We start from the raw sequence: 20,564 nt of genomic DNA, 5'->3' as shown, positions 1-20,564 counted from the left end.
AACTTGAATAACCAACGTAGATATCTTTGACCAGATTCTGCCATGTGAAATTGTGTAAAGTGAAATACTAAAATGACCATATCTGAACTATGTATTAGACGTCCGGTAATGACAATTTTGTTATCTTTGGCTATTGTAGTTGCTGGTGCAATTGCGTATACGAAGATTCCAGTTGCAGCATTACCTAGTTTCAATTCTCCAGTGATTCAAGTTTCAGCGAATCTACCTGGTGCAAGTCCCGAAAATATGGCCTCTAGCGTCGCTCTGCCACTAGAAAAAGAGTTTTCAACCATTGATGGTATTAATGTCATTAGCTCAACGAATTATTTAGCTAATACTAGTATTACTCTTGAGTTCAACAATAATCGAGATATTGACAAGGCTGCAGTTGATGTTCAAGCTGCTATGTTAAGAGCCCAAAAAAGGCTCCCTATCGAAATGTTGATCCCTCCGTCATATCGGAAAGTCAATCCAGCAGATGCTCCCGTTTTGCTCTTGGCCTTGACATCCCCTTCAATGAATTTGGCACAAATTACCGACTTTGCAGAAAACCTAATCTCACCCAATCTGTCAACGATTGACGGAGTTGCCCAAGTTTTAGTCTATGGATCAAAAAGATACGCTGTTCGAGTCCGGGCTATTCCTGCTAAGCTTGCCCAGTATAACCTAACATTGGACGATCTTAATATTGCTATTAATAAGGCGAATTCTAACTCCCCTGTTGGGGTCTTAGATGGGCCAAGGCAATCTTTAACGATTTACGCAAATGCCCAAATGGTGAAGGCTAGTGATTATGCAAACCTCATGATCGCCCAACGAAGTGGCAACCCAATTCGACTCAAAGATGTTGCTGAGGTTTCAGAGTCCTTTGAGAGTATCAAAAGCTTAGGGCGCTTTAAGGATGAACGTAGTATTGTTATTGCTATCCTCAGACAGCCTAGTGCTAATACAGTAAAAGTGGTTGATTCTATTAAAGGGATGATTCCACAATTTGAAAAACAATTACCAGCCTCACTAAAGGTCAATTTACTCAATGACCGCTCGAGGTCCATTAAAGAATCGCTGCACGATGTTAATTTAACCTTAGGTTTAACTATCCTTCTCGTGGTCCTTGTAATTTTCCTATTTTTAAAACAAGCTGCTGCCACATTAATACCTGCATTGAGCTTACCTGTTTCATTAATAGGGGCTTTTTTCTTGATGTATTTTATGGGTTATAGTTTAGATAACGTATCCCTTCTTGGCATTACCTTAGCAGTTGGCTTGGTAGTCGATGACTCGATTGTTGTGCTAGAAAATATCATCCGATATGTTGAGGAGGGTATGCATCCCTTGAAGGCTGCCCTAAAAGGTAGTAAAGAAGTTGGTTTTACGATTATTTCGATTTCAATTTCGCTAGTGGCTGTATTCATCCCAATTTTCTTTATGCCTGGCCCTGTCGGTTTACTATTTAGGGAATTTGCTGTTGTGGTGAGTTTATCTATCTTGGTTTCAGCGGTCGTCTCATTAACTCTCGTCCCAATGTTGTGTAGTAAGTTTTTACCCAATATTGCACATGGTCATCATCCAAAGGATCCTTGGATTGTAAGGAAATTTGAAGTTCTTTTTAATGCGATTTTTAATGGTTATTCAAAAACTCTAGATATTGCATTGAAACATCGTTTTGTTGTGCTATGTGTAGCTTTTGCTACGTTTGCCGTCACAGCCGCTTTGTTTATGTGGATTCCAAAAGGATTTTTTCCAGAGGAAGATATTGGTCAAATTATCATCACAACGGAAGCTTCTGAAGATATTTCTTTTGAAGGAATGTTAGCCCTTCAAGATCAAGCAGCAAACTCTGTCTTAAATGACCCCAATGTGGATACCTTTGTATCAGTATTGGGCGGTGGTGCAAGTACCGGCACCAATATTGGCCGACTCTTCATCAATTTAAAACCCAAAGGTGATCGTCCTAAAATGAGTTTAGTATTGGAAAACTTGAGGAAGAACTTCAGAAAAATTCCAGGGCTATTAGTCTACATGCGTCCAATTCAAAACTTACAACTTGGCGGTAAACAAAGTAAAAGTCGATATCAATACATTCTCCAAAGTGTCGGGATTGAAGGGGTGAACGACTGGTCCGAAAAAGTCCAAGCCAAAATGAAAGCAGATCCTGATTTTAGGGATGTAACAAGTGATTCACAACTAAAGGGTTTAAATGTTCTTGTCAATATTAATCGCGAGCAAGCTGCTAGTGCCGGCGTGACAATGCAGGATATTCGGACTGCCTTGTATTCTGCTTATGGTGAAAAACAAGTATCGACCATTTACACCCCAGTGAATACTTATCAGGTAATCTTGGAGGTGACCGCGGCAGATAAACAATTTGAATCTGATTTAAATTCCATTTATTTACGGGGCCGTGCAACTGACAAATTGGTCCCTCTAAGCGGTATTGCCTCCTTTGAACGCTTTATCGGCCCAATAGCAGTGAACCACCAAGGTCAAATTCCTGCAGTGACGATTTCCTTTAACTTAGCGCCCGATGTTCCTTTAGGTAATGCGACCAAGAAGTTAGAAGATTTCACTAAAGAGATTAAATTACCTACTTCAATTATTACCAGTTATGGTGGTGACGCAGCAGTCTTTAAAGATGGTCAGTCAGGTCAAGCAATCTTATTGATAGCAGCAGTTTTAGTCATTTATGTACTTTTAGGTGTGTTATACGAAAGTTACATTCATCCTTTAACGATTTTAGCTGGCTTACCCTCAGCTGCAATCGGAGCGCTAGTATTCTTACAGCTCTTTGGCATGGAACTCACCATTATTGCTACGATTGGTATTCTGTTACTGATTGGAATTGTGAAGAAAAATGCGATTTTGATGATTGACTTTGCCTTAGACGCAAAACGATCCCAAAACTTACCTGCTGATCAGGCCATCAAACTCGCCTGTTTGGTTCGTTTTAGACCGATTCTAATGACTACTCTAGCCGCTATGATGGGTGCCCTACCGATTGCGTTTGGTCTAGGAGCTGGCGCTGAACTTCGTCAACCTCTCGGCATTGCTGTGGTTGGTGGTCTTGTATTCTCTCAAATTATTACGCTCTATATCACTCCAGTGATTTATATCTATATGGATAAAATTGCCGGTGATGGACCTTTAAATATCCCGCCAGAAATGATGCCGGATTAATCTTTCAATAGAGTCAAAGATCGAATTACCCCAGGGTTAGTGACCTTGGGGTTTCACCAAGAATAGTTTGCTAAAATCCACTTATGCGACAAATTATTCTTGATACTGAAACAACGGGTCTAAGCCCCAAAAATGGTGACCGAATTGTTGAGATTGGTTGTATTGAACTTCTCAATCGTAGGCTTACTGGAAATTCCCTTCATTTCTATATCAACCCTGAAAGAGATATCCCTGAGGAAGCGGCCCGAATCCATGGTTTGCGAGCTGAGTTTCTAAGTGATAAACCCCTGTTTAAAGATTTAGCCGAAGAAATTATTCGCTTTACAAAAGATGCTGAAGTGATTATTCATAACGCCTCTTTTGATATGGGCTTTTTAGATATGGAGTTTAGCAAAGCCGGCTATCCACTCTTTAGTTCAATGGTCTCTGGGGTAATTGATACCCTGAAAGATGCCCAACAAATGTTTCCTGGCAAACGAAATAATTTAGATGCGCTGTGTCAAAGGTTTGAAGTACGAAACGATCACCGGACCTTCCACGGTGCTCTATTGGACGCAGAATTACTAGCGGAAGTCTACTTGTGTATGACCCGGGGTCAAAATGATTTAGGGATGGATGCGAATGATCATTCCGAACAGAATAGCTCTCAGATGCAATTTTTGACCGAACTTCCCAAAAATTTAAAAGTAATCAAAGCTGATCTTAATGAACTGAGTGAACATCAAGAGTTGTTACAAGATATTCAAAAAAAGTCTAAAAAAGAGCCCGTTTGGCAAATCTAATTGCGTAGGTGGCTTTTTAAAAAAACTGCCAGTGGTCAATGGCCCCCACCACCAGCTGCGAATGGAGGTTTTGCAAACCAAATAATTGGAATTAAGCTCAGCATAATAATTCCGGACATCGTTAATAAGTGATTTGTCGAGAGCATATAGGATTGGGAAGTTACCAACAGATCAACAAGTTGTAATTGAGACGTCTGATCTAATCCAAGTCCAGTCAGATAATTACTTAACTCTATAAATTGAAGGTTGCTTGGTTGAATCGATTCACTTAATACGGCATGATTACGAATGGCTTCATTTTGCCAAATGGTTACGCCTAGAGCTGTTCCAATGCTGCCGCCTAAATTTCTTAAGAAGTTGGTTAAACCCGCCCCGGCTGCAATTTGCGGCCCCTTGAGTCTCGATAGCGAAATCGCTGTTAATGGTACAAAAAATCCAGCAATCCCAAAACCCATAATCAAACGGGTCGTTTGTAAGTTGTGAAAATCAACATCGGTTGTCATCGACCCACTCCAAATAGCTGAAATAGCAAAGCAAATATAACCAAAAGTAGCAACTCGACGTGCTCCAAGCTTAGGTAATTGTGAGCCAAATAATGGTCCCGCAACAATCGCTAAGAGACCCGTACTGGCCATGACCATACCGGCAATGACTGGAGTGTATCCTAATTGCGTTTGCATCCACAGAGGTCCAATCACCACAAAGATATAAAAAGCAAAAGAACCAATGAATAGGCAAAGACAAGAAATTAAGAAATTTGGTATCTTAAATAGCGATAAATCAACGACTGGATGCTCCTCACCTAACTCCCAGATCACAAAACTAATTAAGCTGATGACTGAAATGACGGCCACTGTGGAAATAAAGCTCGATGAAAACCAATCTAGTTCATTGCCTTTATCTAGCATAATTTGTAGACAGCCAATACCAATTGCCAAAAGTAATAAACCAATCGCATCAATTGGTTTTTTGACAGGTACATTATCGCGTCCCTTCATCAGCCAGTAAATCAAACCAGTACATAACAGACCAAAGGGGATATTGATATAAAACACCCACCGCCATGAGTAATGATCGGTTAACCATCCACCGATTAAAGGGCCAGAAACCGGCGCGATAATTGTCGTTAAGGCCCAGATACCAAGAGCCATACCTCGTTTTTCAGGTGGAAAACTTTTAACAATTAATGCTTGAGACAGTGGAATCATCGAAGCACCGACAATACCTTGAAAAATTCGACCAATTAAAAGTACCGGAAAAGACCATGCAAGCCCGCATAACACCGAAAATAAGGTGAAGAGCAAGGTTGCAATAATGAATTGCCTAATCTCACCAAAACGACTAGAAAGCCAGCCGGTAAGAGGTAACATGATGGCTTCACTAACCGCATAAGAAGTAATAACCCAAGTGCCTTGTGCGGGACTTACAGCAAAATCGCCTGCAATCGTTGGCAAAGAGACGTTCGCAATCGAAATATCCAAGACATTCATGAAGGAACCAAGACCCAATGCAATCGTTGCTAAGACGAGTTTAATGCCATGTAATGGCGCTTGGTTGGGCGAACCCCCTTTAGTTAAGGGAGGGTTAATAGCAGACATAGTTATTGATTTGCCTTAGCAAGAAGGATCGAAGCATGCTTTTCCGCTTCAAGTGCTTGCTGTTCAAAAATATGGGTAGAAATCTGCTCACTATGCAACATGGACTCCAAAGGCATTCCTTTGCGATTCGCAATATCAATTTTTGCAACCATCGATAAACCAACTTTGAGTGGATACTTTTTTAAAGTTTCTGCATCAATCTCGATTCTGACGGGTAAACGTTGCACAACCTTTACCCAGTTACCCGTTGCGTTTTGAGCTGGCAATAATGCTAATGAAGCGCCAGTGCCTGGTGAAAAACCAATCACTTTGCCAGGAAAACTGACTTTGGAACCATAAATATCAGCCTCTAATTCAACGGGTTGACCCACCCTAATATTCGCTAATTGATTTTCTTTAAAATTAGCATCTACCCACATCGAGTCATCTAAAATTAAGCCTGCTAATACCGTTCCAGGAATCACACGTTGACCAACTTGAGCATTTCTTTTTGCAACGACGGCATCAACTGGGGCCTTCACTTCAGACCTTAATAGGGTGACGTAATTTCTTTTTACTTGACTGATTGCTTTCATCACATCAGGGTGGCTTGAAATGTTTTCAAATTTAGTAATACCGTAGGCATTTTCTAGGGCTTGATTGTAGAGATTTTTACTGACTTCGAACTGTGTTTTTAAATGCTCAATCTCTTCCGTTGAGTAAGCTGCTGGACCTTTTAGGGCAACTCTCCTTTGATAGTCTTGATTAGCGCGGTCGAGGTCTTGTTTTTTTTGTTCCGCATTTAAAACTAAACTTCTAACTGTTTTAACTGCTTTAACTAAATCGGCGTCTGCCATTTCAGAGGCAATTTTAGACTCAGTCATATCAATCCTATAAAGCGTTTCACCAGCCTTTACAAATTGTGTTTCAGCGACTAAGACTGCAGAGATAGTCCCTTCCACTTGCGAGCTAACCTGCAATTGCGGAGCGCTTACATAGGCGTTATCAGTAGTTTCGTAATGCATCCCAATCGAAAATTGATACCCCAAATAAGCGATTAAGACAATAATCAATAGGATAAAGAAAATCTTAAATGATTTTTTACGATTCAATTTGGCGTTAGTTTCACTCATAGGATTCTTAAATTTAAAGTTATTTTGTTATTGATGTTAATTCTTGTATTGGTGAAGTAAAACCACCACCCAAAGCTTGAATCAGGAAAAGATAAGAGCTTTCAGCATTCAGATTTGTCTGTTCTAGAAGTTGTTTTTGAGCGATCAGAAGTAGCTCATTCTGTAACAATTTCTCATTAGAAATCAAGCCACTTTTCTGCCGTGATACAAGCTGGTCATAAATAAATTGTGATTTCTCTGTTGCTCGACTTTGAGAATACAACTGTTGGGTCGCAAATTTTACTTTGGTAATACCATCAGCAGATTGTTTGAGGGCTTGTAATAAGGCCTCATGGTATCTAGCAATGACTTCATCATTGGTGGCTTTCTTCGCTGCCACGTTGGCATCAATTCTGCCACCATTAAAAATCGGTAAATTAAAAACGGGGCCGATGGAGAAAAACTGACTCGAACTACTCAGAAAACGATCTAGGCCAAAAGACTGGTAACCCACATTGGCTTGTAAGTCAAAGCTTGGCAGATAGTCGAGTTTAGCCGCTGAATATTCCAAGCCACTCGCATCAATTTGACTTAATAAAACCTGTAAATCAGGTCTTCTGGCAATTAAGTCTGAAGGTATTTGTTGATTAGGAACCAGCGATTTTTCTGGGAATTGTATCTTCGGTGTTGTGATATTACTAGCCCAACTTGGAGAGTTACCAGTTAATATCGCAAGTTGGGTAGCATACATATCAACCACCGATTGCGCCATTGCCAATTGCGCAGAGGATCTTTCGACTTCAATTGCTTCTTGCTCTACAGCAAGCTGATCGATTAAGCCATTTTTTTGGCGTATTTTGTAGATTGCTAACAATTCTTGATGAATGGTATTGACTCGTTGCATCAAGTCTCTAGTCTTAAGAGCAATATCGAACTCGGCATAGGCAGCAACGATGGCGATTTGTAAATTTAAGCGCGAGAACTCACTCTCCAGTAAAGCACCCTTCAAACGATACTTGGATGCCTCAAATAACTTTTCATTCTTACCCCATAAATCAAGGGACCAAGAAAATGTTCCAGCAACAAAGCCATAATTTGAAATTCGGTCCATTACCCCAGGAATAAAAATATAATTCTCTGATAATTGCTGGCGATTAACTTGCCCTGTAAGTCCTACTTGTGGCAATAAAACAGAACGACTTGAATTAAGCAGTGCCTGCGAGGCTTGAACTCTCTCATTGGCCACTTTTAAAGTAGGCGAGTTACCAACTCCCAACTCAATGAGTTTGTTGAGTTGGGGATCTTCAAAGGATTCCCACCATTTGGATTCAATAGGGTGAGCATTTGTTTCTAATCTAGATTCAACTTTTGCTATATCGGGTATCGGTGGCTTGGGATCAGACTTAATCAAGCTTGTACATGCTGATAAATTCAACACTACCAGTGTCATTAGGAGATAATAATGGGAGTTTTGGGGTTTCATTAAAGACCGGATATTGTATTGAGAACTTTATAAACGTTAAGCCCTAAATCGTAACATAACTTTTATTTTTTTCTGTGAAGAGTGCATTTTTTTTGCTCCTCATTAAAAATATTATTCTCATTTTCTTCTTTACAGTGCAATTTATGAAACCTTCCGCTAAAAAAGTCCAAGACAAATACGAGATTAAAGAACATCAATCCATTGAGCTTCTAAAAGAACTACATATTTTGACGCGCGATGGAAAAATGAATCAAGATAGTCGGCGTAAACTCAAGCAGGTCTACCACTTAGTTCAATTTATTGAGCCTATCATCGAATCACTCCTTTCTCAACAAGCAAAGGTTCAGTTAGTTGATTTTGGGTCCGGAAAATCTTATTTGGGATTTATTCTTTACGATTTAATTGCCAAACTACAAAGTAAGCCTTTGGAAATTATTGGCATTGAATTACGTAAAGATTTAGTGGATTATTGCCAAGCATTAGCGAGTAAACTCGAATTCAATTCGATGTCGTTTCATCTTCTATCCACTGATGAAGCAATTCAAAGTGACGCCCTCCCCACTGAGCTTGACCTAGTTACAGCACTCCATGCCTGTAATACGGCAACAGATGATGCCATTCGCTTTGCGCTGGCTAAAAACGTTCAGCATCTTGTTTTAGTGCCCTGCTGTCAGGCTGAAGTAGCCTCTTTTTTGAGAAAAAAGAAGTCCATAGAGGGTGAAGATAGTTATCTAGCCCAAATCTGGCGGCACCCGATCCATAGTAGAGAGTTTGGTAGTCACATTACCAATGTACTTAGAACTTTGCAATTAGAATCGCACGGCTACAAAGTAACCGTGACTGAGCTGGTTGGTTGGGAACATTCTATGAAAAATGAACTCATTGTGGCAACGAAAGGCTTGAATTCAAAACAACAATTAAAAGCGCACCAAGATTTAAAGACCCTTTTAAATAAGCTGCACCTTACTGAACTAGAAGAACGTTTTAGTTAGATTTTTTCTTTTTATCAAACGTCAACTTTGTTGGAATGCACTCCGTTATAGAAGTGTACAAACCAATTCCTGACGAAAGGGGAAGATCATGAGATCCGGTGGTTCATTTAGAAAAATTGTTTTTTTCAGCACTCTTATTCTTTTAGGTACAGTTCAACAAGTTAAAGCAGATCCAGTTGGAGCATTGATTGGTGGTATTGCTGGTGCTCAATTTGGTCAAGGGAATGGCAAATTAGCGATGGCGATTATTGGTGCAGTGGCAGGTGATGTAGTAACGAATCAGGTCAGCAATGGTCCAACTGGGTATGGTTATAGTAATGGTTATCAAAGAGCCCACTATGCGCCACCAGTCTATTCATATGGCCCAAGTTATTACCAAAATCCAGCTTATGGGGTTTATTACAACCCACCAGTTGTTCCTCAGGTTTATTATCCCGCACCAGTTTATAGACAACCTTACGAATCATACAGAAGAGATGATGATAGATGGCATGAGGCACGTCGCTACCGTGAGAATGGCTATCGCGAGTATCGCGAGCATGATTTCAGAAGAGATTGGCGCTAGGTACAGGAGAGTTATGCAAGTAGGTTGCTAACTCTTTTGTAAAGTTTTTCGAAACGAGTTTTAGAAAAGAGTTTGGGTTGTTAGGCGGCTTTTTGTTCCCTAGACTGATGTGCAAGGGCTAAGTATTGATAAGAATCAAGGCGGGTTTGAAAGTCATGCGCCCAGGTAATGACCGCGACCTCTTCAATATTGAGGTCATCACAGAGATTGTTCAACTTATTGATGACTTGCGCAGGATTTCCAATCAAGGCTTTTTCACACATACGGTCAAAAGCATTGAGTTCTTGAGAGCTTAAGTTATCTAAAGCAAACTTCGGATCTTGCATGGCACCAAGTAAGCCTTTATTGCGATCTAATTTCCAACGCGCTCTGCTTCTAAAGGCATAAATCGCATTTTCTTCTGTATCTGCAGTTAATGACCAAGCACAGATAATTGCTTTGGGTTTAACCAAGTATTTTGAAGGTTTAAAGTTTTCAAAATATAAATCTAAGGCCTCTTTAGCTCCTACTCCGTCAGTAATGAAGTGCGCAAAGACATAAGGTAAGCCAAAGTGGGCAGCTACCTGTGCACCATAATCTGAACTGCCTAACACCCAAATTTCAGGAACAGTAGAACCCGCCGGATAAGCATGAACCCCACGCGCTGGATGACCAGCAGGAAATTCTTCATCATTTAACCAAAGTTGTAGTTCTTGAATTTGAGTTGGAAAACGGGCTGCGGATTGTGGATCTGGGTTGAGTAACATCGCTGTTCTTTGATCACTCCCAGGTGCTCTGCCCACCCCTAGATCAATTCTTCCAGGTGCCAAAGAATCAAGGACTCGAAACTGTTCAGCCACTTTTAAAGAGCTATAGTGCGGCAACATCACACCAGCGCTGCCAAGACGAATACGTTGGGTCTTCCCGGCAATATGGGCCATCAGAATTTCTGGGGCAGTACCAATTATGCTCGGGTGACTATGGTGTTCAGAAACCCAAAAACGTTCATACCCTAAGCTCTCGCAGTGCACTGCAAGTTTAGTTGCTTGAGTAATCGTCTGTTGAGCACTCTGCCCCATTACGGAGGCAGATTGCTCGAGAACAGAAATTCGCTTTAACATTGAAGGCTCGTCAATTAAATCGCTTGGGCAATCACTTTACCAAAATCAACTGTATTACCTTTGCCACCCATATCAGGAGTTAAAGGTGCGTGATCTGGTCCAGCAGCAAGGACTTTTTCAAATGCATTCACAATCGCGGTGGAGGCTTCCACGTGACCTAGATGCTCAAGCATCATGGCAGCACTCCAAATCTGGCCGATTGGGTTAGCAATGCCTTTACCAGCAATATCTGGGGCAGAGCCATGAACTGGTTCAAATAGTGACGGGTAAATACCTTCTGGGTTGATGTTACCAGATGGTGCGATACCAATGGTGCCAGTACAAGCTGGTCCTAAGTCTGACAAAATATCACCAAACAAATTACTACCAACGACCACGTCAAAATGATGCGGGCGAAGGACAAAAAACGCTGTCAAAATATCGATGTGATACTTGTCTACGAGAATGTCAGGATAACTCTTCGACATGTTTTCTACTCGTTTATCCCAGTAAGGCATCGTAATAGAAATACCGTTTGATTTCGTTGCAGAAGTTAAATGTTTCTTAGGGCGTTTATTAGCAAGTTCAAAAGCGAATTTGAGAATACGATCAACACCAACTCTCGTCATCACAGTTTCTTGGATAGCAAACTCTCTGTCAGTCCCCTCAAACAAAATACCGCCAGCATTTGAATACTCACCTTCGGTATTTTCTCTGACTACATAAAAGTCAATATCCCCAGGTTTTCTGTTTGCAAGAGGACTTGGCACGCCTGGAATTAATTTCACAGGACGTAAATTCACGTATTGATCAAAGCGCTTACGAAACTGAATCAAGCTTCCCCATAAAGAAATATGGTCTGGCACAAGTTTAGGCATCCCTACCGCACCAAAAAATATCGCATCTTGTTTGACTAAAGTATCAAACCAATTATCTGGCATCATTTGGCCGTGTTTTAAGTAGTAATCGCAACTAGCAAAATCATAATGATTGAGCGTCAAATCAATATTGAATTTTCTACATGCTGCATCTAAAGCTCTTAAGCCCTCCGGCATCACCTCGACACCAATACCATCACCGGGAATCACTGCAATTTCGTGTTTATTTGTCATTTTTACTTACTGCCCTTCGTATTTCTTTTAGTTTTTGTATATTTTCCTGATCTTCATCAGACTCATTTGTTACAACATCATTTCCCACTTGTTCCATCCGAATCGTATCCTTTGGACATATAGGCGCACCATAATCAGCCCATTTCTTCAATAAAGTAACCTCATATCCACACTGAGGGCATTTTGCTTTATTTCTGGAGGCATTACTTGGTCTGGGTGGAGGAAAGTTTAATGCACGATGGGGATAAGGGCCTAATTTATTACTCAATGTCATTAAACGCACTTTTAATGCTTCCCCAGCATGAGCCATTCTAGCTGGCCCTTCTAAGCCGACAACTTGAGCAATGCCCTGAAAATCTGCCCCATGACCACTTTGGCAATCATCAATTGCATGACAAATTTCGTGCACAAGTGTGTCAAGAACATCTACAGGATCTTCAATTTTCGGCGAAATGAAGATCTCATTCACCATATCTCCAGACCGCTCCCTAGGCCAGCACTGACCTAATGTGGTTCGGGGACTGCTAGAAGCAGCGAAGCCGCAAGAAACCTTGAGGGGAGGAATTCCATAACCCACCTCTGAAAAAATAGGCTCCAAAATCGAAACGGCCTGTTGAAGCCAAGTTTCCCGGTTTGAATAGTTGTCAGTCATATTGCTTGTTTAGTTATTTTTAGCTTCTTATTATCGCTTGAATTCTGAGATACTGACTTAAAAATATCTATTTATACCGAAAATTCACCAGAGTTGTAAAATATAACTTATTTAAATAATCCTCTTTTTGGAGATTCCATGTCAGCACCCTTTTATAGCGCATCAGAAGACGTTATTCATTATGTAAATGGACAAAAAACGATCGGTGAATCTGTTCGTTTTAGCGATGTTTTTAATCCTGCCACTGGCCAAAAATCAAGAAGAGTTGCTCTCGCTACCAAAAATGATGTGGCTACTGCAGTTGCAGCGGCTCAAAAAGCGTTTCCGAAGTGGGCTGATACTCCCCCGCTGCGTCGTGCACGTATCATGTTTAAATTTCTGACGCTACTCAATGAGCACCAAGATGAACTCGCTGCAATTATTACAGCCGAACATGGTAAGGTTTTTACCGATGCACAAGGTGAAGTTGTAAGGGGGATAGAAATCGTCGAGTACGCTACTGGAATTCCTGAGTTACTCAAGGGTGACTATACCGATCAAGTTTCTACTAACATTGATAACTGGACAATGCGTCAACCTTTAGGTGTCGTAGCTGGTATTACCCCGTTCAATTTTCCTGTCATGGTTCCAATGTGGATGTTCCCAATGGCAATTGCTGCTGGTAATACCTTTATTCTTAAACCAAGTCCAACTGATCCATCAGCGGCAATGTTAATTGCTGATTTATTCAAAGAAGCTGGATTGCCAGATGGCGTCTTTAACGTGGTGCATGGAGATAAAGAAGCAGTTGATGCCTTAATTGAGCATCCAGATGTCAAGGCAGTCAGCTTTGTTGGATCGACGCCGATTGCAAATTATATTTATGAGCGTGGTGCCCACTTTGGTAAACGTGTACAGGCTTTGGGTGGCGCGAAGAATCACATGGTGATCATGCCAGATGCTGATATTGAGAAATCAGTAGATGCCCTAGTAGGTGCTGCGTATGGATCTGCTGGAGAGCGTTGTATGGCAATTTCAGTTGCTGTATTAGTTGGCTCTGCTGCTGAAAAAATCATGCCTGCATTAATTGAAAGAACAAAAACTTTAAACATTAAAAATGGTATGGACCTTGCCGCAGAAATGGGTCCTATTGTGACGGATGTTGCAAGACAAAGAATTACTGGTTATATCCAGGCTGGTGTTGAAGAAGGTGCAAACTTATTGGTCGACGGTAGATCATTTAACGTAGCTGGATTTGAAAATGGTTTTTGGTTAGGCGGAACATTATTTGATAACGTCACACCAGAAATGAAAATCTATAAAGAAGAAATTTTCGGACCTGTTCTATCTTGTGTAAGACTAGCCACATTTAGCGAAGCAGTAGATTTAATTAACGCGCATGAATTTGGTAACGGTGTGTCATGCTTCACTAGTGATGGCAATATCGCTCGTGAGTTTGCTCGTCGTATTCAGGTAGGTATGGTTGGTATCAATGTACCTATTCCTGTTCCGATGGCGTGGCATGGCTTTGGTGGTTGGAAGAAATCATTGTTCGGTGATATGCATGCTTATGGTAAAGAAGGTGTGAGATTCTATACAAAACAGAAGAGTATCATGCAACGCTGGCCAGAAAGTATTTCCAAAGGTAACGAATTCGTAATGCCAACAGCGAAGTAATCGGCTTTATAAGTAAAAATAAACCCGTTGAATTGGATTCAACGGGTTTTTTGTTGATGGGTTTTCTTGGACTTGTGGATCTAAAACAGTAATGAGCCCAAAGAAAGCTATTGAAGTGTGCTCTTGAGGGCTGCAGAAGTGGGTAAAGAGAACACCTCGATGCCTTCGTCAATTAGATTTGCTGCTTCATCAACCGTAGCAACGCCGCGAATACTTCTTTGCGGACTTTCCTTGTAGTGAATTTTCCGAGCTTCTTCTGCAAAAGAATCACCTACATCCTCAGTTTTAGTCATGATTTCTCTAACAACGGAAAGCATTGTTGCCTGCATTTTTTGCTGAAACTCTTGCTTTTGATCCGCAGTGAGATGCATTGAATCATTTGTAGGAACCACAACACCATTTGAAGGAGGTGCTGCTTCTCCATTATTTTCAACTAACTCTTTAGAGTTACTTTTCTTCGTTCCCAAATAAGGTGCCGAAGGCATCCGAGTAATTTCAGCACTTTCGCAGATAGGGCATGACAACATCGATTTTTGCTGTTGCGCAAAAAAATCATCCTCTGACCTAAACCAGCCTTCAAATTGATGAGTTAATGGACAAGCTAAATTGTAGACTTTCATATTCTTTATGTAGTGCTGAAAAATGTAATTTCAAGAGTCAATACTAGATTATGACTGATTTATTAAATACCTATCATCTGATGGGTATTTGTCATCCGAGACTTTACTATTGAAATGAACATTTATTGTGCAGATAAATAATCTTTTAACCAGTAATGGGAAATAATTGTCTTCACATCAGTAATTGAACCCTTTTTGATCCACTCACTAATTTCTGGCAGAGTAGCCCTAAAAATATCTAAAAACTCTTCATCGTCTAATGTGGCTTGTCCCTGAACGAGGCCTTTTGCTAAATAAATATCAATAAACTCAGTGGAGTAAGAAATCACTGGATGAATTTTCCCAAGGAAAATCCACTCCTTGGCCTCATATCCTGTCTCTTCCTTTAGTTCTCTTTTGGCACACAATAATGGATCTTCACCGAACTCTAATTTACCAGCTGGTATTTCTAAAATTGCTTGATGCATTGGATAACGATATTGTCTCTCCAGTAATACGGAGTTATCATCAAAAAGAGGGACTATTGCTACGGCACCAGGATGTTTAATGAATTCACGATTGGCAAGTTTCTGATTAGGTAACTGCACTTCATCGGAAAACACCTTCAAAAACAGACCATCGTATGCTAGGCGACTATCTAGAGTCGTTTCTTTTAGATGGTCATCTCTTTCTGATAGTTCAGAAAAATTTTTTAAATCTGACTTATTACTAGACATTAGCCTTGCATTGTTAAGCGCATTGCCGATAGGCATAACGCAGTCAAAGTTGCCGGGAAAATGCCTGCCAAGAGAATGAAGAGACCGTTCAAGGTAAGAACAGAGCGGGCAAAATTTGAGCCTTCAATCGGCGTCAAGTCAGTCGGTTCTTCAAAGTACATCGTTTTAACGACACGCAGATAATAAAATGCTCCGATTAATGAAGCTAGAACTGCAAACAAAGCTAAGGCAACATAACCCGCATCCACTAGTGCCTCTAGGATGGATAATTTCGCAATGAAGCCAACCGTTGGTGGAATACCGGCTAAGGAGAACATCAATAGCAACATAATGAAGGCAAGTAAAGGATTGCGTTTATTTAAACCCTTCAAGTCGTCAATGGTTTCACATTCGAAGCCTTTTTTGGACAAAAACATCAATAATCCAAAAGTACCTAGGGTGGAGAGAACATAGGTGATGGCATATAGGAAAGCAGCACTATAAGCATGGCTATCAAATACTGACATAAAACCTAAGAGCATGAAACCCATATGAGAAATGGTAGAGTAAGCCAACATGCGCTTAATATTTGTTTGTGCAATCGCCGCTAGGTTACCAATGAGTAAAGAACAAATTGCTAGGAAAATTAAAATCGGTTGCCAATCTGATTGAATAGGCTGTAAACCATCTACTAGTAATCTAAAAGTAATAGCAAAAGCTGCGATTTTTGGGGCACCACCAATCAACAAGGTAACCGCAGTTGGCGCTCCGTCATAGACATCTGGCACCCACATATGAAAGGGGGCAGCACCCAATTTGAATGCCATGCCAGCTAGTAGAAACACGAGTCCAAAGGCCATCACAAGACGCATTACTCCATCATTGGTAGTGGCACGATAAATATCGTCTAAACCTAAGGACCCAGTCGCGCCATAAATCATGGACATACCATATAGCAAAAATCCTGAGGACAAGGCACCCAAGATGAAGTACTTCATCCCTGCTTCGATTCCTCTTGGGAAATTAGGGCGCATTGCGGTCAGTGTATACGTAGACAAAGCCAACAACTCAATGCCCAAGTAAAGGGTCAACATGTTAGAGCCAGAAATCATGATGAACTGGCCGAGCAAAGCGAGTAGAGCAAGTGCAATGAAATCAGTTCTAAAAAGATCTCGATCAATCAGATACTGCTTTGAATAGATGAAGGTAACCATTACGGCAATACATGAAACACTTTTTAAAACATTTGATAATGGATCAACTTTATATAAGTCATTCATAATCATTTGCGGCAAATCGGAAGTTCTGATACCAAACCATATTGCCAAGATGAATAAGGTCAACAAAGAGAGTTGATATGCTAAGGAAGCAGCCTTAGGTGTAAAAAAAACATCTTCCTCTTTTAATTCCACTTCTTTGATAAATGGCGTAACAAGCAGAATAAAACAGACGACTAGCAGTAAGAGTAGTTCAGGTAGTATTTCAATCAGGTCTAAGGCTTGCATGTTGGTTCCAATGTTTTAAATCTTACTGACAGCGATATGTTTGAGTAATTCAATCGTTGCCGGATGAATAATATCCGTAAACGGTTTTGGATAAACTCCCATAGCAATTGTCAAAATAGCGAGTAGGCTCAGAATTAAAAATTCACGTCCGTTAATATCTTTTAATTCCGCCACATGTGCATTCGCAACATCACCAAAAAACACTCGCTTGGTCATCCATAAAGAATAGGCTGCGCCAAGGATTAAAGCTGTTGCTGCTAAAAATCCAATGACAAAATCATAATCAACAGCACCTAAAATCACCATGAACTCGCCAACGAAACCCGAGGTTGCTGGTAAGCCACAATTGGCCATCGCGAATAAAACTCCAAAGGCAGCAAATCGTGGCATGGTATTTACTACCCCACCGTAATCTGCAATTTGACGGGTGTGCATACGATCATACAAAACTCCGATGGAGAAGAACATTGCTCCAGAAATAAATCCATGAGAAATCATTTGTACGATGCCACCTTCAAAGCCCATGGGATTAAAAATGAAAAATCCCAAGGTAACAAAGCCCATATGCGCAATTGAAGAATACGCAACTAGCTTCTTCATGTCTTTTTGAACTAATGCCACGAGCCCAATGTAGATGACCGCAATCAAAGAAAGACTGATCATGAAAGGCGCTAAATATAGACTTGCATCTGGAGCAATCGGTAAGGAGAACCTTAAGAAGCCGTAAGCACCGAGTTTTAACATGATGGCAGCAAGGACGATAGATCCACCGGTTGGTGCCTCAACGTGAGCATCTGGTAACCAAGTATGAACTGGCCACATTGGTACTTTCACGGCAAAGGCCATTAAGAAAGCAATGAAGATCAATAACTGCTCTTTAAAGTCTAACTTTGCATTTTGCCAAGTCAGAATATCAAAAGTGTCTGTCGCATTGTATAAATACAAGAACGCAATGAGGGTAAGTAAAGACCCCATTAATGTATATAGGAAAAATTTAAAAGCTGCATAAATTCTGTTTTTTCCACCCCATACCCCAATAATGATATACATCGGGATCAGAGTCGCTTCGAAAAAGACATAGAACAGAAGACCATCAAGTGCAGCAAACACACCAATCATTAAGCCTGAAAGAATTAAAAATGCCGCAAAGTATTGGGCTACCCTTTCTTGAATAACTTCCCAAGCGGCTAGAACCACGATGACCGTAATAAAGGAGGTCAATACAACAAACCAAACAGAGATACCGTCCACCCCTAAGTGGTATTTGATGTCATACCTAGCAACCCAAGAAACGTTCTCAACAAACTGCATCCCTGCATTAGCGATATCAAAATCAATCACGAGTGGTAAGGTAATGACAAAACTAAGAATGGATGCAATCAGAGCAAACACTCTCACAAAACCTGCATTGCGATCGGAACCGCTTGCTAAAATAATGATACCGAAGACAATCGGCATCCAAATTGCTATAGATAAAATCATGACTTGCCGCTTATTTAATTGAACCCATATGGGTATAAAGAATCCATGTAATCAAACCAATGACTCCGATGATCATTGCAAAAGCATAGTGATATAAATATCCTGTTTGCAACTGTCTGGACAAACCAGAAAGCCATGCAACCACCTTTGCACTACCGTTGACTACAAAACCATCAATCACGTTTTGATCACCAAACTTCCAAAGTCCTTCACCAATGGCTTTAGCGCCGCCGCCAAAAACCATCTGATTAAAATCATCAAGATAGTATTTGTTGTCTAAAACTTTTTTAATTGGTGCAAAAATACGAGCGATGGTTGTTGGGATAATCGGTAACCACAAGTAAAAGACTGCGGCACAAACCACCCCAGAGAAGGCTAACCAAAACACTAAAGTAGAAAATGCATGCATTGCCATTGGGATCGCTCCATGAAAGGCAGCTTGAAGCTCTTCCATAGTGGCATGCTTTTCAAAGTTAATGAAAATCGCCCCATCGAAAAATCCACCGAACAACATGGGCTCAATCGCAAAGAAACCGATGAGTAGAGATGGAATCGCTAACATAATTAAAGGCACTGTAACCACCCATGGTGATTCGTGTGGCTTCTGGCCTGGTGCCAATCCATGATGTTCATCGTGTGCATGATCATCATGGTGAACGTGGTCGTCATGGTGCTCATGATGATGATTAATACCAAAGCGTTCTGGACCGTGAAAGACCAGGAAGTACATCCTAAAAGAATAAAAAGCAGTTACGAATACGCCAATAATAACTGAGTAGTAAGCAAATGTAGAGCCATAGAGATGACTTTCAGCAACCGCTTCAATAATCGAGTCTTTGGAGTAAAAGCCAGAGAAGAATGGTGTTCCAATTAAAGCTAAACTACCAATTAATGAGGTGATCCATGTAATTGGCATGTACTTTCTTAAACCACCCATATTGCGCATATCTTGATCATGGTGCATACCCATGATGACACTACCGGCTCCTAAAAATAACAATGCTTTGAAAAAAGCATGGGTCATTAGGTGAAAAATCGCAACTGGATATGCTGAAACCCCTAAGGCAACTGTCATGTAACCGAGTTGCGAAAGAGTTGAGTAAGCCACAACTTTTTTAATATCGGTTTGAACAATTCCAAGAAACCCCATAAATAAAGCTGTAATGGAACCAATGATCAGAATGAAAGATAAAGCAACATCTGACAGTTCAAAGAATGGTGACATTCTACTCACCATAAAAATACCAGCCGTTACCATGGTGGCAGCATGGATCAATGCAGAAATTGGGGTTGGACCTTCCATCGAGTCAGGTAACCAAACATGTAATGGGAACTGAGCCGATTTACCCATCGCACCAATAAATAAACAAATACAGGTCACCGTCATTAAATTCCAACTAGTTCCTGGTAGGCTTTGAGCAGCAATGTTATCGACCTGAGAAAAAGCAGTTTGATAATCCATCGTGCCAGTTGATGCAAGTATTAATCCAATACCTAGAATAAAACCGAAATCACCTACTCGGTTCACTAAGAATGCTTTCATATTGGCAAAAATAGCGGTTGACTTTTTGTACCAAAAGCCGATCAAAAGATATGAGACTAAACCTACTGCTTCCCAACCAAAAAACAATTGTAAAAAGTTATTACTCATCACCAGCATTAGCATGGCAAAGGTAAACAGAGAAATATAGGCAAAAAAGCGGTTATAACCCTCATCTTCAGCCATATATCCAATGGTATAAATGTGAACCATTAAAGAGACGAAAGTAACTACCACCATCATCATGGCAGACAAAGGATCAATCAAAAAGCCAACTGGAAGAACGAGTTCATTACCCAGCTTCATCCATTCATAAATATTGCCATTGAATCTTGCGCCGTTCAATACATCTAACAAAACATGAATAGAAAGACCACAAGCGATGGCCACGCCTAAGATAGTAATCCGATGGCAAGATGTTTTATCTAATAGATTACCTAAAAATTTAGTACCAAAAAAACCCGCTATGATTGCGCCAAAAAGTGGTGCTAATGGAATAGCTAAAAGCAGGTATGGGTTAAGTGTTTGCGTCATTATC

Annotated in this window: 16 protein-coding genes; 5 read left to right on the top strand and 11 right to left on the bottom strand. The window is 40.6% G+C overall.

All coding sequences use genetic code 11. The annotated features are described in order from the left end of the window. Positions 1-72: 72 nt before the first annotated feature. Positions 73-3,174, top strand: a complete 3,102-nt coding sequence (locus tag AOC35_RS03240) for an efflux RND transporter permease subunit (RefSeq protein ID WP_108645753.1) — start codon at positions 73-75, stop codon at positions 3,172-3,174. Between the two features lie 83 nt (positions 3,175-3,257). Then, on the top strand, positions 3,258-3,956 hold the full coding sequence (gene dnaQ / locus AOC35_RS03235) for a DNA polymerase III subunit epsilon (protein ID WP_108645752.1): 699 nt from the start codon (positions 3,258-3,260) through the stop codon (positions 3,954-3,956). 35 nt (positions 3,957-3,991) lie between these two features. Here dnaQ and AOC35_RS03230 read toward each other — a convergent pair whose 3' ends face one another. From AOC35_RS03230 to AOC35_RS03220, 3 genes are read right to left on the bottom strand one after another with little or no spacing between them, the layout of a single operon-like run. Continuing rightward, positions 3,992-5,554, bottom strand: coding sequence for a DHA2 family efflux MFS transporter permease subunit (locus AOC35_RS03230; RefSeq protein ID WP_108645751.1), 1,563 nt, complete (start codon positions 5,552-5,554; stop codon positions 3,992-3,994). 2 nt (positions 5,555-5,556) lie between these two features. Further along, on the bottom strand, positions 5,557-6,666 hold the full coding sequence (locus AOC35_RS03225; protein WP_108645750.1) for an HlyD/EmrA/EmrK family protein: 1,110 nt from the start codon (positions 6,664-6,666) through the stop codon (positions 5,557-5,559). A gap of 19 nt (positions 6,667-6,685) precedes the next feature. Continuing rightward, positions 6,686-8,128, bottom strand: a complete 1,443-nt coding sequence (locus AOC35_RS03220; protein WP_108645749.1) for an efflux transporter outer membrane subunit — start codon at positions 8,126-8,128, stop codon at positions 6,686-6,688. A gap of 143 nt (positions 8,129-8,271) precedes the next feature. Here AOC35_RS03220 and AOC35_RS03215 point away from each other — a divergent pair, with 143 nt between their 5' ends. Both AOC35_RS03215 and AOC35_RS03210 read left to right on the top strand, forming a co-directional pair. Then, the gene (locus AOC35_RS03215; protein WP_108648685.1) at positions 8,272-9,120 is read left to right on the top strand and encodes a class I SAM-dependent methyltransferase; all 849 of its coding nucleotides are present in this window, start codon (positions 8,272-8,274) and stop codon (positions 9,118-9,120) included. An 88-nt stretch (positions 9,121-9,208) separates the two neighbouring features. Further along, the gene (locus AOC35_RS03210) at positions 9,209-9,685 is read left to right on the top strand and encodes a glycine zipper 2TM domain-containing protein (protein ID WP_108645748.1); all 477 of its coding nucleotides are present in this window, start codon (positions 9,209-9,211) and stop codon (positions 9,683-9,685) included. Between the two features lie 80 nt (positions 9,686-9,765). Here the strand turns inward: AOC35_RS03210 and AOC35_RS03205 are convergent, their stop codons facing one another. From AOC35_RS03205 to AOC35_RS03195, 3 genes are read right to left on the bottom strand one after another with little or no spacing between them, the layout of a single operon-like run. Beyond that, positions 9,766-10,785 (bottom strand): LLM class flavin-dependent oxidoreductase, encoded by a 1,020-nt coding sequence (locus AOC35_RS03205; RefSeq protein WP_108645747.1) that lies wholly within the window; start codon positions 10,783-10,785, stop codon positions 9,766-9,768. A 14-nt stretch (positions 10,786-10,799) separates the two neighbouring features. After that, a complete protein-coding gene (locus AOC35_RS03200; RefSeq protein WP_108645746.1) occupies positions 10,800-11,876 on the bottom strand; it encodes a tartrate dehydrogenase in 1,077 nt (358 codons plus the stop codon). Next, entirely contained in the window at positions 11,866-12,528 is a 663-nt protein-coding gene (locus AOC35_RS03195) for a SprT-like domain-containing protein (RefSeq protein ID WP_108645745.1), read from the bottom strand. The genes AOC35_RS03200 and AOC35_RS03195 overlap by 11 nt, the downstream gene beginning before the upstream one ends. Positions 12,529-12,666: 138 nt before the next feature. Between AOC35_RS03195 and AOC35_RS03190 the strand changes: the two genes are divergently transcribed. Further along, entirely contained in the window at positions 12,667-14,184 is a 1,518-nt protein-coding gene (locus tag AOC35_RS03190) for a CoA-acylating methylmalonate-semialdehyde dehydrogenase (protein WP_108645744.1), read from the top strand. 107 nt (positions 14,185-14,291) lie between these two features. Here the strand turns inward: AOC35_RS03190 and AOC35_RS03185 are convergent, their stop codons facing one another. The 5 genes from AOC35_RS03185 to nuoL form a co-directional block, all read right to left on the bottom strand. Beyond that, positions 14,292-14,804 (bottom strand): DUF1178 family protein, encoded by a 513-nt coding sequence (locus AOC35_RS03185; protein ID WP_108645743.1) that lies wholly within the window; start codon positions 14,802-14,804, stop codon positions 14,292-14,294. Between the two features lie 122 nt (positions 14,805-14,926). Then, positions 14,927-15,520 carry an NUDIX domain-containing protein gene (locus AOC35_RS03180; protein WP_108645742.1) on the bottom strand — a complete coding sequence of 198 codons (594 nt, stop codon included), beginning with the start codon at positions 15,518-15,520 and terminating at the stop codon, positions 14,927-14,929. After that, the gene (nuoN, locus tag AOC35_RS03175; protein ID WP_108645741.1) at positions 15,520-17,004 is read right to left on the bottom strand and encodes an NADH-quinone oxidoreductase subunit NuoN; all 1,485 of its coding nucleotides are present in this window, start codon (positions 17,002-17,004) and stop codon (positions 15,520-15,522) included. Before nuoN ends, AOC35_RS03180 begins: the two co-directional genes overlap by 1 nt. Positions 17,005-17,019: 15 nt before the next feature. Next, on the bottom strand, positions 17,020-18,486 hold the full coding sequence (locus AOC35_RS03170) for an NADH-quinone oxidoreductase subunit M (RefSeq protein ID WP_108645740.1): 1,467 nt from the start codon (positions 18,484-18,486) through the stop codon (positions 17,020-17,022). A 10-nt stretch (positions 18,487-18,496) separates the two neighbouring features. Then, entirely contained in the window at positions 18,497-20,560 is a 2,064-nt protein-coding gene (gene nuoL / locus AOC35_RS03165; protein ID WP_108645739.1) for an NADH-quinone oxidoreductase subunit L, read from the bottom strand. Positions 20,561-20,564 lie beyond the last annotated feature (4 nt).

Source organism: Polynucleobacter rarus, from assembly GCF_003072505.1.
Lineage (GTDB): Bacteria > Pseudomonadota > Gammaproteobacteria > Burkholderiales > Burkholderiaceae > Polynucleobacter > Polynucleobacter rarus.
Note: the sequence above shows the minus strand (reverse complement) of the source record. Positions and strands in the feature narration are given on the sequence as shown.

Excerpts from the sequence above, each read along its gene's own strand:
- AOC35_RS03200 (WP_108645746.1), bottom strand. The coding sequence starts at position 11,876 with ATGACAAATAAACACGAAATTGCAGTGATTCCCGGTGATGGTATTGGT.
- nuoN (WP_108645741.1), bottom strand. The coding sequence starts at position 17,004 with ATGCAAGCCTTAGACCTGATTGAAATACTACCTGAACTACTCTTACTG.
- AOC35_RS03205 (WP_108645747.1), bottom strand. The coding sequence starts at position 10,785 with ATGTTAAAGCGAATTTCTGTTCTCGAGCAATCTGCCTCCGTAATGGGG.
- AOC35_RS03215 (WP_108648685.1), top strand. The coding sequence starts at position 8,272 with ATGAAACCTTCCGCTAAAAAAGTCCAAGACAAATACGAGATTAAAGAA.
- AOC35_RS03185 (WP_108645743.1), bottom strand. The coding sequence starts at position 14,804 with ATGAAAGTCTACAATTTAGCTTGTCCATTAACTCATCAATTTGAAGGC.
- AOC35_RS03190 (WP_108645744.1), top strand. The coding sequence starts at position 12,667 with ATGTCAGCACCCTTTTATAGCGCATCAGAAGACGTTATTCATTATGTA.
- AOC35_RS03210 (WP_108645748.1), top strand. The coding sequence starts at position 9,209 with ATGAGATCCGGTGGTTCATTTAGAAAAATTGTTTTTTTCAGCACTCTT.
- nuoL (WP_108645739.1), bottom strand. The coding sequence starts at position 20,560 with ATGACGCAAACACTTAACCCATACCTGCTTTTAGCTATTCCATTAGCA.
- AOC35_RS03240 (WP_108645753.1), top strand. The coding sequence starts at position 73 with ATGACCATATCTGAACTATGTATTAGACGTCCGGTAATGACAATTTTG.
- AOC35_RS03170 (WP_108645740.1), bottom strand. The coding sequence starts at position 18,486 with ATGATTTTATCTATAGCAATTTGGATGCCGATTGTCTTCGGTATCATT.
- AOC35_RS03230 (WP_108645751.1), bottom strand. The coding sequence starts at position 5,554 with ATGTCTGCTATTAACCCTCCCTTAACTAAAGGGGGTTCGCCCAACCAA.
- AOC35_RS03180 (WP_108645742.1), bottom strand. The coding sequence starts at position 15,520 with ATGTCTAGTAATAAGTCAGATTTAAAAAATTTTTCTGAACTATCAGAA.
- AOC35_RS03225 (WP_108645750.1), bottom strand. The coding sequence starts at position 6,666 with ATGAGTGAAACTAACGCCAAATTGAATCGTAAAAAATCATTTAAGATT.
- AOC35_RS03220 (WP_108645749.1), bottom strand. The coding sequence starts at position 8,128 with ATGAAACCCCAAAACTCCCATTATTATCTCCTAATGACACTGGTAGTG.
- AOC35_RS03195 (WP_108645745.1), bottom strand. The coding sequence starts at position 12,528 with ATGACTGACAACTATTCAAACCGGGAAACTTGGCTTCAACAGGCCGTT.
- dnaQ (WP_108645752.1), top strand. The coding sequence starts at position 3,258 with ATGCGACAAATTATTCTTGATACTGAAACAACGGGTCTAAGCCCCAAA.